Raw genomic sequence first — 15,088 nt, 5'->3', positions numbered from 1 at the left:
CCGGCCGCCGGTCCAGCAGACGGACGTTTCACGGCCCGATCCGGACGGGCCTACAGGCGTTCCCGTGCCGCGAGTGCCTGCTCGCCGGCCGTCCGCATGACACCGAGCGGGCCGGGGCTCCGCCCGGTCATCTGCTCGACCTGGAGGACCGCCTGGTGGACGAGGAGGTCGAGCCCCCCGACGACCGTCCCCCCGGCCGCCGACCAGCGTGAGGCGAGGACCGTCGGCCAGGGCTCGTAGAGCACGTCGAACAAAGTGCCGGGTGCGGTCGGGACGGCGTCCGCCAGGGCGTCCGTCGTGCCGGCCGGCGTGGTGGCGATCACGAGGGGTGCGCGCAGGGCCTCGTCGGCCCTGGCCCAGTCCGCGATCCTGACGTCGAGACCGAGGCGCTCGCCCCAGCCACGCATCTCGCCGGCCCGTGCCGCACTGCGCACGTACGCGGTGACCGGGCCCGTACAGATCACGGCGAGGGCGGCCAGCGCCGAGGAGGCCGTGGCGCCGGCGCCGAGGACCGCGGCGGACTCGACCTTCTCGACCCCTCGTTCGTGCAGGGCGGCGACCATGCCGGGGATATCGGTGTTGTCGCCGACGCGCCGGCCGTCCTCGGTGAAGATCACGGTGTTGACGGTCTCGACCGACGCCGCCGTGTCGCTGATGCCGTCCAGCAGCGGGATGACCGCCCGCTTCAGCGGCATGGTCAGGGAGAGCCCCGCCCAGGAGGAGTCCAGCCCCTCGACGAAGCCGGGGAGCGCCGCCTCGTCGACCTCGAAGCGGTCGTACGACCAGGTGTCGAGCCCCAGTGCGGCGTAGGCGGCCCTGTGCAGGACGGGGGAGAGCGAGTGGGCGATCGGGGAACCGAGGACGGCGGCCCGGCGGGACGTGGTCACTGGTCCGCCTTGTTCTCTTCGTACTTCTCGCGGTTGCGCTCGTGCTCCTCGTTCGTCACCGCGAACAGCGTCTTGTCCTCGGTGACGGAGACGAAGTAGTACCAGGGCCCGGACGCGGGGCTGATCGCCGACTGCAGCGCATCCGCGCCCGGGTTGGTGATCGGGCCGAGCGGAAGCCCCTTGATGCTGTACGTGTTGTACGGATCGTCGATCTTCCGCAGGTCGTCGACGGCTCCCACGTCCAGCGTGCTCTCGTCCCGGATGTAATTGACCGTGGAGTCCAATTCGAGCCTGCCGACGGTTTCGAGGTTGTCCGGCTTGAGCCGGTTGTACACAACCCTCGCGACCTTGTCGAAGTCGTGCTTGTACTTGCCCTCTTTCTGGACAAGGCTCGCCACGGTGATGACGTCGAGCGGCGAGTCCAGATTCAGCTTCTTCGCGTTCTGTGCGAGATCGAGTTTCCCGTACTCCTTGTTGGCCCGGGCCACCATCTTCTTCAGGGCGTCCTCGGGCTTCGAATTCTTGGGAACCGCGTATGCGGCCGGGAAGAGGAACCCTTCCAGCGGGTCCTTGATCTCGGGATCATCATCCGCCCATTCAGGCAGCCCGAGGCTCTCGGCCTTCGTCTTCGCGACCTTGGCCGTGGTGCCCGCCTTCAGCTCGAGCCTCTTGTCGATCGTCGCGTAGATTGCCATGGTGCCCGTGCCCTCGGGAATGACCAGGGCGTTCTGGCTCTTCGGGTCCAGCATCAGTTCGATGGCGCTGTCGGCGGACATCTCCTTCTTCAGGAGATAGACACCGGCCTGCAAGGAGCCCCCCTTGGGATTCCCGTTCTGCGCCGAGACGAAGGCATCGACGGATTTGACGACACCCGCCTTCTTCAGGATGTTCGCGATCTCGTTGCCCAGGGCGCCTTCGGGAATCTCCACCTCGACCGTGCCCGAGCCGGAGCCCGCGTAGTCCGGGGCCTCCCCGAACTGACCCTGGTAGTACGAGTAGCCGAAGTAGCCCACTCCCCCGAGGCCGCCGACGAGGACCGCCGCGACGCCCAGGCACGCGCAGCCGTTGCGGCTCTTCTTCTTGCCCTTGCCGCGGCGCTCGCCGCCGGCCCGGCGCGACTCGCGCGGATCGTCGCCGTACTCGGCGTCATCGCGGGAACCGCGCGCGTCGTCCGGTGCGTCCACGCCTGTGAAGAAGGGATGCGTCTCCTCCTGCGGCACCTCCGGATCCCAGTCCGGAGTCTGCTGCTGCTGAGCGGGCTCCTCGCGACGCCCCGGGGGCTGCGGCGGAGGGTAGGCCTCGGGGGTGCCGTAGTAGTCGCCCTGCTCGCCGTAGCCGGGGTTGTTGCCGTACGGGGGCTGCTGCGCCCCGTACGGCATCGCCGCCTGCTGACCGGTGTCCCAGCCGCCGTCGTACTGCGGCTGCTGCTGGGCGTACGGGTCCTGCGGCGCGCCGTACGGCTGCTGGTGCTGCTGGGCGTACGGGTCGTGCTGGTGCTGCGGCTGTTGCGCGTACGGATCCTGCTGGTAGCCCTGCTGGGCGTACGGGTCCTGGGCGTAGGACTGCTGCTGGCCTTCGTACTGGCCCTGGCCGTGGGCGGCCTGCCGGCCTCCCCATCCCTGGTCCCCGTACAAGGGGTCCTCGGGATGCCACGGTTCGGAGCCGGAGCCCCGGCCATACTCAGTCATCGGTCCCCTTGAGCCGCGAGACGACGCTCCGTCTCTTCGCTTTGCTGTGCGGTGTCTGTTCGAACACCGGCGCATCGCGCGGAACGTTACCGTATCGCGATCAGACAGCCACCTCGACGCCCTCGCCAGGTGCGGTGCCTGACGCCCGTTCGGACTCCAGAGCGTTCTGAAGGATCACCACAGCGGCAGCCTGGTCGATGACAGACCGGCCCTTCTTGGACTTCACGCCCGAAGCGCGTAGCCCTTGAGTGGCCGTCACTGTGGTCATCCTCTCGTCCAGAAGACGTACAGGAACCGGCGCGATCGCCTGGGCGAACACCTGTGCGAAAGCGCGGACCTTGGCGGCAGCCGGGCCCTCACCGCCGCCCAGGGAGCGGGGCAGCCCGACGATGACCTCGATCGGCTCGTACTCCGCGACGATCTGCCCGAGCCGCCGGTGGGCGGCCGGGACGTCGCGTCCCGGCACGGTCTCCACCGGCGTGGCGAGGATCCCGTCGGGGTCGCACGAGGCGACCCCGATACGGGCGTCACCGACGTCGACGGCGAGTCGGCGTCCACGGCGCATCTGCGACATCCCGGACGTCACGCCGTCTCGGTGACGAGGCGTTCGACAGCGGCGACGGCGTCGCCGATGGCGTCCGGGTTCTGGCCGCCGCCCTGGGCGACGTCCGGCTTGCCGCCGCCACCGCCACCGAGGGTCTTGGCGGCGGTGCGCACCAGCTCACCGGCCTTGAGGCCGCGCTCGCGGGCCGCCTCGTTGGTGGCGATGACCGTCAGCGGGCGGCCGTTGGCCGTGGTGAACAGGGCCACGACGGCCGGCCGGCCGCCCTGGATGCGCCCACGCACGTCGAGGACCAGCTTGCGCAGGTCGTCGGCCGTGGTGCCGTCCGGCACCTGCCCGGTGACCAGGGCGACGCCGCGCACGTCCTTGGCCGACTCCACGAGCCCGGCGGCGGCCTGGAGGACCTTCTCCGCACGGAACTTCTCGATCTCCTTCTCGGCGTCCTTCAGCTTGCCGAGCATGCCGGAGATCTTCTCGGGGAGCTCCTCGGGGCGGCCCTTGAGCAGCTCCTGGAGCTGGGCGACGACCGTGTGCTCCTTGGCGAGGAAGTTGTACGCGTCGACGCCGACCAGGGCCTCGATGCGGCGCACACCCGAACCGATGGAGGACTCGCCGAGCAGCTTCACCAGGCCCAGCTGGGAGGTGTTGTGGACGTGCGTACCACCGCACAGCTCCTTGGAGAAGTCACCGATGGTGACGACCCTGACCCGCTCGCCGTACTTCTCGCCGAACTCCGCGATGGCGCCCTGCTTCTTGGCGTCGTCGATGGACATGACCTCGGCCTGGACGTCGAGCTCCCGCGAGAGGACCTCGTTGATCTTCTGCTCGACGTCGGTGAGGACCGTGCCGGGTACGGCGGCGGGCGAGCCGAAGTCGAAGCGGAAGCGGCCCGGCGAGTTCTCCGAGCCGGCCTGGGCGGCGGTCGGGCCGAGCGCGTCGCGCAGCGCCTGGTGCGTGAGGTGCGTGGCGCTGTGGGCGCGGGCGATGGCGCGGCGGCGGGTGTTGTCGATGGCGGCGTAGGCGGAGGCGCCGACCGTCACCTCGCCGACCTGGACGGAGCCCTTGTGGACCGAGACGCCCGGCACGGGCTGCTGCACGTCGCGGATCTGGATGACGGCGCCGCTGTCGAGCCGGATGCGGCCCTGGTCGGCGAGCTGGCCGCCGCCCTCGGCGTAGAAGGGGGTGCGGTCGAGGACGACCTCGACGTCGTCGCCCTCGGAGGCTGCGGGCGAGGGTACGCCGTCGACGAGGAGGCCGACGATCTTCGACTCACCCTCGACGGAGGTGTACCCGGTGAATTCGGTGACGCCGGAGTTGTCGGCGACCTCACGGTAGGCCGACAGGTCGGCGTGCCCGGTCTTCTTGGCCTTGGCGTCGGCCTTGGCGCGCTCCCGCTGCTCCTTCATCAGGCGGCGGAAGCCGTCCTCGTCGACCGAGAGGCCCTGTTCGGCGGCCATCTCCAGCGTGAGGTCGATCGGGAAGCCCCAGGTGTCGTGGAGCAGGAACGCCTTGTCGCCGGCCAGGACCTTGCCACCGGAGGCCTTGGTCTCGGTGACGGCGGTGTCGAGGATGTTCGTGCCACCCTTGAGGGCCTTCAGGAAGGCGGCTTCCTCGGCGAGGGCGACGGTCTCGATGCGCTTGCGGTCGGTGATCAGCTCCGGGTACTGCTGCCCCATGGTGTCGACGACGACGTCGACGAGCTCACGGACGACCGGGCCGGTGGCGCCCATGAGCCGCATGTTGCGGATGGCGCGGCGCATGATGCGGCGCAGGACGTAGCCACGGCCCTCGTTGCCCGGGGTGACGCCGTCGCCGATGAGCATCACCGACGTGCGGATGTGGTCGGCGACCACCCGGAGGGAGACGTCGGAGCCCTGCTCGGCGCCGTAGCGCACGCCGGTGAGCTCGGTGGCCTTGTCCATGACGACGCGCAGGGTGTCGGTCTCGTACATGTTCTGTACGCCCTGAAGGATCATGGCGAGGCGTTCGAGTCCGAGCCCCGTGTCGATGTTCTGCGACGGGAGGTCGCCGAGGATCGGGAAGTCCTCCTTGCCGTCGCCGGCACCCCGCTCGTACTGCATGAAGACCAGGTTCCAGATCTCCACGTAGCGCTCGTCGTTGACGGCGGGGCCGCCCTCGACGCCGAACTCCGGGCCGCGGTCGTAGTTGATCTCGGAGCACGGGCCACAGGGGCCGGGGACGCCCATGGACCAGAAGTTGTCCTTCTTGCCCAGGCGCTGGATGCGCTCGGCCGGGACGCCGATCTTCTCGCGCCAGATCTGCTCGGCCTCGTCGTCGTCGAGGTAGACGGTGATCCACAGCCGCTCGGGGTCGAGCCCGAAGCCGCCGTCCGCCACGGAGTTCGTGAGCGCCGCCCAGGCGAACTCGATGGCGCCTTCCTTGAAGTAGTCACCGAAGGAGAAGTTGCCGCACATCTGGAAGAACGTGCCGTGCCGGGTGGTCTTGCCGACCTCTTCGATGTCCGGCGTACGCACGCACTTCTGCACGCTGGTGACGCGCGGGGCGGGCGGCTTGACCTCACCGAGGAAGTAGGGCTTGAAGGGAACCATGCCCGCGGGGACCAGCAGCAGAGTCGGGTCGTCCGCGATGAGCGACGCCGAAGGCACGACGGTGTGACCGCGCTCCTCGAAGAAGCTCAGCCAGCGGCGGCGAATTTCAGCCGACTCCATCAGTAGTCCTCATTCCGGTTGTTCGAGTTGTAGGGGAGTGTTCGGTGGAGGGCGGGTTCGGCGTCGGCCGAGGCCTCGATGCCGAGCGCCCCGCCCAGTTCGGCCTCGCGCCTGACCATGCCCTCACGCACGTCGAGGGCGAAGTCCTTCAGCTTGTGACCCGCCTCGAGCGCCTTGTCGGCGGCCTGCGCCGCGAGGCTCTCGGGGGTCAGCTGCCGGATCTTGCGGTTGACCTTGGTGGTGGCCCAGACACCGGCGGCTGCGCCGGCGGTGAACCAGAACGTACGGCGGAACATCGCTGGGTCAGTCCTTCTGTCCGCGGGAGCTTCGGCCGTTCCGCTTCCTGTCACGGGCGGACGGCACGGTACGGCCGACAATCACGGTGCGGCGGGAGGTCCGGCGGGCCTTGTCGGGCTCGGGGTCCGTGGCGGTACGGCGGCCGATCGCCTGCCGCACGCCGTAGCCGAACGCCGCGACCTTCACGAGCGGGCCGCCGAAGGTCGACGCCACGGTGGTGGAGAGCGCCGAGGCGTTGGAGGTGACCTCCTGGACGTCGCTCGCGATGGCGTCGACCTTGTCCAGCTGGGTCTGCGCGGAACGCAGCGTGGCCGAGGCGTCGGCGAGCAGCGGAACCGCCTGCTCCGTCACGTCCGCCACCAGTGCGGTGGTCGCCCTGAGCGTCTGGGCCAGTCTCACCAGTACCACGGCGAGGAAGGAAACCAGGATCGCCCAGAAGACAGCCACCAGGATGCCGGCCACCTCTCCACCGGACACAGTGCACCGCTCTCTGCTCGTCGCCCGCATCGGCCGGAACTCGCTCCCGGCCGGTATCTGCCTGTCACTGCTCGGCCGGCGGCGTGCTGCCACCACTGCCGATCGTCGTCCCCCGAGCCTATCGCGCCGGGCGTCGGGCGCCGTACCGCATTACGGGCGGGCGGCGCGGGTCCGGACGCGGGGAGATTGTACGGAGAGCTTATGTGCCAGTACTCTGCGTGTTTCATGCGACGCCCTCAGCGCCCCTGCCCTACGCCCGACGACGCGGAGCCCGCCCCCGTACGTGGAAATCTCCCGGCCGAGCTGAACACCTTCGTGGGCCGCGACGACGAACTGGCCGAACTGGAGCCGCTCCTGCGGCAGTCGAGGCTCGTCACCGTGGCGGGGGTGGCCGGGGTCGGCAAGACCCGCTTCGTGACCAGGGCGGCCGCTCTGATGGAGAAACGGTACTGCGATGGCGTCTGGATCGCCGAGCTGTCGGCCGTCCAGGACCCCGCGCTGCTCGAACACGCGCTGGTCGATGCGTTGGGTCTCACCGACCACACCAGCAAGCCGCCCCGCACCGTGCTGATCGAGCACTGCGCGGAGCGCCGGCTCCTGCTCGTGATCGACGGCTTCGAGCATCTCGCCGACACCTGCGCCGGACTCGTACGGGAGTTGCTGCGCCGGGCTCCACGGCTCCAGGTGCTCGCCGCCGGGCGCCGCCCCCTGCGGGTGGACGGCGAACTGGCGTTCCCGCTGCTGCCGATGACCGACGACGACGCCCTGGAACTCTTCACCCTGCGCGCCGCCGCGGTGCGCCCCGGGTTCCGGCCGGCCGGCGGCGACCTGGACACCGCGCGGGAGCTCTGCGGCCGCCTCGACGGCATCCCGCTGGCTCTGGAGCTCGCCGCGGGGCGGCTGCGCGCCCTGACGATGGAGCAGGTGCTGCACCGCCTCGACGACCGTTTCCGGCTGCTGACCGGTGGCAGTCCGAGCGCACTCCCCCGCCACCGGACGCTGCGTACGGCCATCGGCTGGAGCCACGAGCTGTGCACTCCCGAGCAGCGGCTGCTGTGGGCGCGGCTCTCCGTCTTCGCGGGACAGTTCGACCTGGAGGCCGTCGAGTACATCTGCAGCGGCCCCGGCCTGCCGGTCGACTCCGTGCTGGATGTGCTGGACGAGCTGCTGGCGCAGTCCGTGGTGCTGCGCGAGGACTCGGCCGTCGGCAGCCGCTACCGGCTGCTGGACACCGTGCGGGAGTACGGGGCCGAGTGGCTGCGCGCGACCGGGGACGCCGAGCGGCTGCGCCGGCGGCACCGGGACTGGTACCTGGGGCTCGCCACCTGGTGCGAGCTCGACTGGTTCAGCCCCCGGCAGGCGGAGGCCGCCGCCCGGGTCGACTGCGAGATGCCCAACCTCCGCCGCGCGATGGAGTGCTCGATGGAGAGCCCGGAGGAGGTCCATCTCGCGCAGTATCTGGCGGGCACGCTCTGGTTCTACTGGGTGGGCTGCGGACGCCTCTCGGAGGGCCGCCACTGGCTGGACCACGTCCTGGAGGCGGAGTCCCCGTACGACCACTCGCGGCTGAAGGCCCTCTGGGTGCTCGGGTACGTCTCCGTGCTGCAGGGGGACCCGGTCGGCGCGGTGTCGGCGTTGCAGGAGTGCCGCGAGGAGGGCGAGCACTCGGGGGACGCCACCGCCGTGGCCTACGCCGTGCACCGCACGGGCTGCCTGTCGATCGTCACGGACGACCCGGTCCGCGCGGAGGAGCTGCTGCGCGACGCGCTCGGGCGCTACCGGGAGATCGGCGAGCTGAACAGCAATGTGCTGATGGCCCAGGTCGAGCTGGGCATGGCCGTGGCGTTCCGCGGGGACCTGGACACGGCCGCGGCGATCTGTGACGAGGTCCGCGAGATCTGCGAGGACCACGGTGAGCGGTGGGCTCTGGCGTACGCGCTGTACGTCCTGGGCTTCGCGGCGCTGCGGTCCGGGGCGAGCGGGCGGGCACGCCGGATGCTCGGGGAGTCCCTGTCCATCGCGCACGCCTTCCACGATCTGCTGGGCACGGTCCTCTCACTGGAGCTGCTGGCCCTCATCACGGTGGTCGAGGGGAATGCGGCGGAGGCGGCGGTCCTCCAGGGCGCGGCGGACCGGATCTGGCCGTCGGTGGGCCTGCCGCTGTTCGGCTCCGTCCACTACGGAGGGCCCCGGGTCGAGTGCGAGGAGCGGGCGCGGGGCGAGCTCGGCGACGAGCGCTACGAGGCGGTACGGCTCTCGGGGCGCCGGCTGGAAGCCTCCGCGGCGGTGGCACGGGCGCTGGGGGCCGGTGCGGTCGACGACCCGGGCCCGGACGGCGTCCGCGCGGTTCCGGACGAGCCCGGCGCGGCCCCGGAGGGCGACGGCGCGGCCCCGGAGGGGACGTCCGGTGCCGGGGCGGCCGGGGAAACGCGAAGGCCCGCCGCCTCCCGGACAACAAGGAGGGGCGGGCCCGAGCTCGGTTGAGAGCTACGCCTGCGTCAGCGGGCGTAGTACTCGACGACGAGCTGCTCGTCGCAGATGACCGGGATTTCCTTGCGGTTCGGGTCCCGGTCCAGGCGGAAGGCCAGGGCCTTCAGGTTCACCTGGAGGTAGCGCGGGGTCTCGCCGTCGGTGTCGTAGCCACCCTCGCGGGCCACCTGGAAGGGGACCTTGGTGCGGCTGCGCTCGCGGACCTGCACGACGTCGTCGGGGCGCACGCGGAAGGACGGCTTGTCGACCTTGCCACCGTTGACCTCGATGTGGCCGTGGACGACCATCTGACGGGCCTGGTAGATGGTGCGGGCGATGCCCGAACGCAGGACCAGGGCGTCGAGGCGGCGCTCGAGCTCGACGACCAGCGCCTCGCCCGTCTTGCCCTCGGCCTTACGGGCGCGGTCGTAGGCGCGCGCCATCTGGCGCTCGCTGATGTCGTACTGCGCACGCAGACGCTGCTTCTCGAGCAGACGGACCTTGTAGTCCGAGTTCTGCTTGCGGCCACGGCCGTGCTCGCCCGGCGGGTAGGGGCGGGCTTCGAAGTACTTGACAGCCTTCGGCGTCAGGGCGATGCCGAGGGCACGCGACTTCTTGACCTTGGGACGCGACTGGTTAGGCACGTTCTCCAGACCTCCGTTGTAGGTTAGGTTAGGCTTACCTTACTCAAGGAGATCGCATGTCTCGCCCTGGGAACACCACACACGTCACGGACAGCACAGACAGCGGCAGCACACCAGAAGGTGCTGCTACGACGGAAGGCCGATCTGATCGTGGTCAGCCGCGTCCCAGCGGGCTTGAAAACACTCGGATGCCGTCAGCAGCCGAGCGCACACGAACTCTCGTACAGAGTACCTGCTCCGCGGTGCTGCTCGTACCGGGGCTGTCGGTGGTCCACCCGGACCAGCTGATGCCGGCGGACAGGAGCATCGGTCCCGAGGGGGATCTCTTCCTCGCCTTCCCCGTGGACTCCCCGGTCGTACGGGCCGCGACGCGCGCCCAGGGCGACGAGCTGACCGCTGTGCTGGAGATCACCGACGTCGCCCCGGTCTCGGTCCCGCACCGGATCCGCGGCCGCGCCCGGATCGCCGGCTGGCTGACCGCCGTGCCGGGGCTCGCGGAGCCCGGCCGGATGATGGTCCGGCTGGAGACCGGGGAGGCGTCGGTCGACGACCTGTGGGGGTTCGAGGAGGTGGAGCCGGAGGCCTTCCGGGACGCCGTCGCCGATCCGCTGGTCGCCCACGAGGCCGAGCTGCTCCAGCATCTGCACGCCGCGCACAGCGAGCGGATGGCCACGCTGTCCGCGCTGCTCGGCGAACGGGCCGAGTGCGGCTGCGCGGAGCACCGGCTCGGCGCCGTCCCGGTCGCGCTCGACCGCTTCGGGCTCCGGGTGCGGTTCGTCGACGGCCGCGACGCCTGCTTCGACGCCCGGTTCGATTTTCCCGAGCCCGTACGCGACATCACCGGGCTGCGCCGCGCGATGCACACCCTCTTCGAAGCGGCGTCCTGCTGAGCGGCGCACGTCACGAGGACGCCGGACCGCCCTGCTCCCCGCGGCCGAGCCGCTCGCGCACCCGGTCCGCCACGTCGGCGTAGCGCGCCTCCGCGCCGTACCTCGTGGGTTCGTAGTAGCGCCTGCCGCGGACGGCGTCCGGGGCGTACTCCTGGGCGGCGATACCGCCGGGGACGTCGTGCGGGTAGACGTAGCCCTGGGCGTGGCCCAGCTTGGCCGCGCCCTTGTAGTGGCCGTCGCGCAGATGGGCCGGGACCGGGCCGGCGAGGCCCCGGCGCACGTCCTCCTGCGCGGCGGAGATCGCCAGGGTCGCCGCGTTCGACTTGGGGGCGAGCGCCAGCGCGATCGTGGCATGGCTGAGGGTGAGCGCCGCCTCGGGGAAGCCGATCATGGCGACGGCCTGGGCCGCCGCCACCGCTGTGGGCAGTGCCGTCGGATCGGCGAGCCCGATGTCCTCGCTGGCGGAGATCATCAGCCGCCGGGCGATGAAGCGAGGGTCCTCCCCCGCCTCGATCATCCGGGCCAGATAGTGCAGGGCGGCGTCCACGTCGGAGCCGCGGATCGACTTGATCAGGGCGCTCGCCACGTCGTAGTGCTGGTCGCCGTCACGGTCGTACTTCACGGCGGCGCGGTCGACGGTCTCCTCGAGCGTCGTGAGCGTGATCTCCCGCTCGTGCGTGGTGAGGGCCGCTCCGGCCGCCGCCTCCAGCGCGGTCAGCGCGCGCCGGGCGTCTCCGCCGGCGATGCGCAGCAGGTGCGCCTCGGCGTCCTCGGGCAGGGTGACGGCGCCTCCCAGCCCCCGCTCGTCGGTCAGCGCCCGGCGCAGGAGCGCGCGCAGATCCTCGTCGGTGAGCGGCTCCAGGGTGAGGAGCAGGGAGCGGGACAGCAGCGGGGAGATGATCGAGAAGTACGGATTCTCCGTGGTGGCCGCGATCAGCGTGACCCAGCGGTTCTCCACGGCGGGGAGCAGGGAGTCCTGCTGGGCCTTGGAGAAGCGGTGGATCTCGTCGAGGAAGAGGACGGTCTCCTTGCCGAAGCCGCCGGTGGCGCGGCGCGCGCCCTCGATGACGGCCCGGACCTCCTTGACGCCCGCCGTGATCGCGGAGAGCTCGACGAAGCGCTTGTTGGTGGCCTTGCTGACCACGTATGCCAGGGTCGTCTTTCCCGTGCCGGGCGGGCCCCAGAGGATCACCGACGAGGGGCCCGCGGGCCCTCCGCTCCCCTCACCGACGAGTCGCCGCAACGGTGAGCCCGGCTTGAGCAGGTGCTGCTGGCCGACCACCTCGTCCAGCGTACGAGGACGCATCCGGACAGCGAGGGGGCTGCTGGACGGGTCCTTCTCCTGGCGGTCTTCGGCTGCTGCGGTAAAGAGGTCGGGCTCCACGTCACGAAGCCTATGTCACCCCACTGACAGGACCGCCTGGCGCGTCAGCTGGTCCAGAAGTCCCACCAGCGGGTCAGGATCAGCATGCCGATGATCCCGATCCAGAGGACGGGCGGAACCCAGTGGAACTCGGTGAGGGTGTTCCGCAGCCAGGCGGGGGCGGGCAGGATGCCGTGCTTGATGTTGTGCGTGGTGACGTAGCAGAACATGAAGATCGTGGCGACCCAGGCCAGGCAGCACCACAGGCAGAGCGAGTTGATGTTGTACAGCGACTGGTACTGCAGCCAGGTGCAGAAGCCGACGCCGAAGAGCGTGCCCGCGTTGAGTCCGAGCCAGTACCAGGCGCGGAAGCGGGCGCCGGCGAGGAGCGCCATGCCGATGCCGATGACCACCGAGTAGGTGGCGATGCCGAGCATCGGGTTGGGGAAGCCGAATGCGGACGCCTGCTCGCTCTTCATGATGTTGCCGCACGCGACCACCGGGTTCAGGCTGCAGCCCGGGGTGAAGCTCGGGTCCTCGAGCAGCTTGAACTTGTCGATGGTGATCACCCAGGCGGCGAGCAGCCCGGCCGCGCCGGTGATCACCAGCAGCAGTGCGAGCGCGCGGCTGCCGCCATGAGTCTTCGCGCCGTTGTCCTCGTCCTGCCGGGAGGAGGGGTGGTCTACCGCTGCCATCGTCATATCGCCGTTCCATCACTGAGTAGCCGGCTGGGCATCGTCATTGTGCCGCACCGCCGTTGTGGCCAGCCGTTCGATCGGCATAAAAGTGCGCGAGGACGGCCCCGCATCCGGAGGTGCGCGGACCGCCCGCGTCCCTGGCCGGGCGCGCGGCGGACGTCCGGGGCCGGGGCAGGCGCTCCGGGCGTCCTGACCCCGTAAGGGAATGTCCCGGCACGGTGAATCCGCGCACCCGGAGTTGACGAAGGCACCCCGGAACGCGCTGTGCCCGCCCGGGCGGACCGGACGGGCACAGCGGTGGGACGTGCGGCTCAGGCCAGCTTGGCCCTTACCGTGGCCACGAGCGCGTCGAGCGCGACCGGCTCCTGGTCGCCCGACTCCATGTCCTTGAGCTGGACCGCGCCTTCGGCGAGATCACGCTCGCCGGCCACGATCGTGAAGCGGGCACCGGAGCGGTTCGCACTCTTCATCGCGCCCTTGAGGCCCCGGCCGCCGAACGCGAAGTCGGTGGCGACACCGGCCTTGCGCAACTCGGTGACCAGACCGAAGAGCACCCGCCGGGCCTCCTCGCCGAGCGGTACCGCGTACACGCTGGTGGTGGCGGGGACGTCGAGCTCGATGCCCTCCGCCTCCAGGGCGAGCACCGTGCGGTCCACGCCGAGCGCCCAGCCGACGGACGGCAGCGCGGGGCCGCCGATCATCTCGGACAGCCCGTCGTACCGGCCGCCGCCGCCCACCGCGGACTGGGAGCCCAAGCCGTCGTGGACGAACTCGAAGGTCGTGCGGGTGTAGTAGTCGAGGCCGCGGACCAGCTTCTCGTCGTCCTCGTAGACCACACCGGCCGCCGTCAGCAGGTCGCGGACCTCCTCGTGGTACGCCTTGCAGGCGTCGCAGAGGAAGTCGCGCAGCATCGGGGCACCGGTCAGCTGCTTCTGGACGTCGGGCCGCTTGTCGTCGAGGACCCGGAGCGGGTTGATCTCGATGCGCCGGCGGGTCTCCTCGTCGAGGTCCAGGTCGCGCAGGAACGTCTGGAGCGCCTCGCGGTAGACGGGGCGGCACTCCTTGTCGCCCAGCGAGTTCAGCAGGATGCGGAACTGACTGAGGCCGAGGGAGCGATACGCCTGGTCGGCGAGGATGATCAACTCGGCGTCGAGCGCGGGGTCCTCGGTGCCGATGGCCTCGGCGCCCACCTGGGAGAAGTGCCTGTAACGGCCCTTCTGCGGACGCTCGTAGCGGTAGTACGAGCCGGAGTACCAGAGCTTGACCGGGAGGTTGCCCGCCTTGTGCAGGTTGGCCTCCAGCGCCGCGCGCAGCACCGAGGCCGTGCCCTCGGGGCGCAGCGCGAGCTTGTCGCCGCCCTTGGTCTCGAAGGCGTACATCTCCTTGGAGACGATGTCGGTGGACTCACCGACTCCGCGCGCGAACAGGGCGACGTCCTCGAAGCCGGGCGTCTCGATGTAGCCGTAGCCGGAATTCTTCAGGGGTGCGGAGATCGCCGCGCGCACCGCGAGGTACTTCGCGGAGTCCGGCGGGATCAGGTCGTACGTGCCCTTGGGGGCCTGGAAGGTGCTCACGGTGTTTCTCTCTCGTCACATTCCTCGGCGGGGCGCGGCCAGACCGTTCATGTACGGGTTGGAGGCGCGCTCGCGGCCGATGGTCGTCTGGGGGCCGTGGCCGGACAGCACCACGGTCGAGTCGTCGAGCGGCAGGCACACGCGGGCCAGCGACTCGATCAGCTCGGCGTGGTCGCCGCCGGGCAGGTCGGTGCGTCCGACGGAGCCGGCGAAGAGCAGGTCGCCCGAGAAGAGGACCTGCGGGACATCCGCGGCCTCGGGCATCCGGAACGTCACCGACCCCTTGGTATGGCCGGGCGCGTGCGCGACGCCGAACTCCAGACCCGCCAGCTCCAGCCGGGCGCCGTCGGCCAGCTCCTTGACGTCGTCCGGCTCACCCACGGTCAGCTCGCCCATCAGCGGCATCCCGATGGAACGGCCCAGGGCCTTCTCGGGATCGCTCATCATGTAGCGGTCCTCCGGGTGGATCCAGGCGGGGACGTCATGGGCACCGCACACGGGGACGACCGAGGCGACGTGGTCGATGTGGCCGTGGGTGAGGACGACGGCGACGGGCTTGAGCCGATGCTTCTTCAGCGCGTCCTCGACGCCCTGGGCGGCCTGGTGGCCCGGGTCGATGATCACGCACTCCTCACCGGCGGCGGGGGCGACCAGATAGCAATTGGTCCCCCAGGCCCCGGCGGGGAACCCAGCAATCAGCACGTTCGTCCTTAGAGTTCGTCCGACGAGGAGGGCCGCTGAGGGGAATGCGGCAGATCAGAGACTACCGGCGCTCCTCATTCCACAGCTAACCCATATACCGTACGGGCATTCCAGGACCGATCACACGACGTACAAGGAGACCATCCG

General features: G+C 70.4%; 13 protein-coding genes. 2 read left to right on the top strand and 11 right to left on the bottom strand.

Annotated elements, in window-relative coordinates; all coding sequences use genetic code 11:
- Positions 1-50: 50 nt before the first annotated feature.
- From ACIP63_RS32310 to ACIP63_RS32285, 6 genes are all read right to left on the bottom strand, one after another.
- Positions 51-887, bottom strand: a complete 837-nt coding sequence (locus ACIP63_RS32310; protein WP_401522871.1) for a shikimate dehydrogenase — start codon at positions 885-887, stop codon at positions 51-53.
- Positions 884-2,575 carry an endolytic transglycosylase MltG gene (mltG, locus tag ACIP63_RS32305; protein WP_401522868.1) on the bottom strand — a complete coding sequence of 564 codons (1,692 nt, stop codon included), beginning with the start codon at positions 2,573-2,575 and terminating at the stop codon, positions 884-886. Before mltG ends, ACIP63_RS32310 begins: the two co-directional genes overlap by 4 nt.
- Before the next feature lie 100 nt (positions 2,576-2,675).
- A complete protein-coding gene (gene ruvX, locus ACIP63_RS32300; RefSeq protein WP_401523164.1) occupies positions 2,676-3,149 on the bottom strand; it encodes a Holliday junction resolvase RuvX in 474 nt (157 codons plus the stop codon).
- Between the two features lie 8 nt (positions 3,150-3,157).
- Positions 3,158-5,827, bottom strand: a complete 2,670-nt coding sequence (gene alaS, locus ACIP63_RS32295) for an alanine--tRNA ligase (protein WP_401522866.1) — start codon at positions 5,825-5,827, stop codon at positions 3,158-3,160.
- Positions 5,827-6,123 (bottom strand): hypothetical protein, encoded by a 297-nt coding sequence (locus tag ACIP63_RS32290; protein ID WP_401522864.1) that lies wholly within the window; start codon positions 6,121-6,123, stop codon positions 5,827-5,829. The genes alaS and ACIP63_RS32290 overlap by 1 nt, the downstream gene beginning before the upstream one ends.
- A gap of 7 nt (positions 6,124-6,130) precedes the next feature.
- Complete coding sequence (locus ACIP63_RS32285) at positions 6,131-6,586, bottom strand: DUF948 domain-containing protein (protein ID WP_401522862.1); 456 nt, start codon at positions 6,584-6,586, stop codon at positions 6,131-6,133.
- A gap of 240 nt (positions 6,587-6,826) precedes the next feature.
- Here ACIP63_RS32285 and ACIP63_RS32280 point away from each other — a divergent pair, with 240 nt between their 5' ends.
- The gene (locus tag ACIP63_RS32280) at positions 6,827-9,085 is read left to right on the top strand and encodes an ATP-binding protein (protein WP_401522859.1); all 2,259 of its coding nucleotides are present in this window, start codon (positions 6,827-6,829) and stop codon (positions 9,083-9,085) included.
- A gap of 14 nt (positions 9,086-9,099) precedes the next feature.
- Here the strand turns inward: ACIP63_RS32280 and rpsD are convergent, their stop codons facing one another.
- A complete protein-coding gene (rpsD, locus tag ACIP63_RS32275) occupies positions 9,100-9,714 on the bottom strand; it encodes a 30S ribosomal protein S4 (RefSeq protein ID WP_031097728.1) in 615 nt (204 codons plus the stop codon).
- Positions 9,715-9,902: 188 nt separating this feature from the next.
- Here rpsD and ACIP63_RS32270 point away from each other — a divergent pair, with 188 nt between their 5' ends.
- Positions 9,903-10,604 (top strand): DUF2470 domain-containing protein, encoded by a 702-nt coding sequence (locus tag ACIP63_RS32270; RefSeq protein WP_401522856.1) that lies wholly within the window; start codon positions 9,903-9,905, stop codon positions 10,602-10,604.
- 10 nt (positions 10,605-10,614) lie between these two features.
- Here the strand turns inward: ACIP63_RS32270 and ACIP63_RS32265 are convergent, their stop codons facing one another.
- The 4 genes from ACIP63_RS32265 to ACIP63_RS32250 all read right to left on the bottom strand — a co-directional run bounded on the left by ACIP63_RS32265 (position 10,615) and on the right by ACIP63_RS32250 (position 14,941).
- The gene (locus ACIP63_RS32265) at positions 10,615-11,988 is read right to left on the bottom strand and encodes a replication-associated recombination protein A (RefSeq protein ID WP_393765799.1); all 1,374 of its coding nucleotides are present in this window, start codon (positions 11,986-11,988) and stop codon (positions 10,615-10,617) included.
- A gap of 44 nt (positions 11,989-12,032) precedes the next feature.
- Positions 12,033-12,668 carry a vitamin K epoxide reductase family protein gene (locus ACIP63_RS32260; protein ID WP_401522854.1) on the bottom strand — a complete coding sequence of 212 codons (636 nt, stop codon included), beginning with the start codon at positions 12,666-12,668 and terminating at the stop codon, positions 12,033-12,035.
- 308 nt (positions 12,669-12,976) lie between these two features.
- Positions 12,977-14,239, bottom strand: coding sequence for a histidine--tRNA ligase (gene hisS / locus ACIP63_RS32255; RefSeq protein ID WP_401522852.1), 1,263 nt, complete (start codon positions 14,237-14,239; stop codon positions 12,977-12,979).
- A gap of 15 nt (positions 14,240-14,254) precedes the next feature.
- The gene (locus tag ACIP63_RS32250) at positions 14,255-14,941 is read right to left on the bottom strand and encodes an MBL fold metallo-hydrolase (RefSeq protein WP_401522849.1); all 687 of its coding nucleotides are present in this window, start codon (positions 14,939-14,941) and stop codon (positions 14,255-14,257) included.
- Positions 14,942-15,088: the final 147 nt, after the last annotated feature.

It is taken from the genome of Streptomyces sp. NPDC088746, assembly GCF_044751065.1.
In the GTDB taxonomy this organism is placed as follows: domain Bacteria; phylum Actinomycetota; class Actinomycetes; order Streptomycetales; family Streptomycetaceae; genus Streptomyces.
The sequence above is the reverse complement of the archived record's forward strand: the minus strand, read 5'-3'. Positions and strand labels throughout refer to the sequence as shown.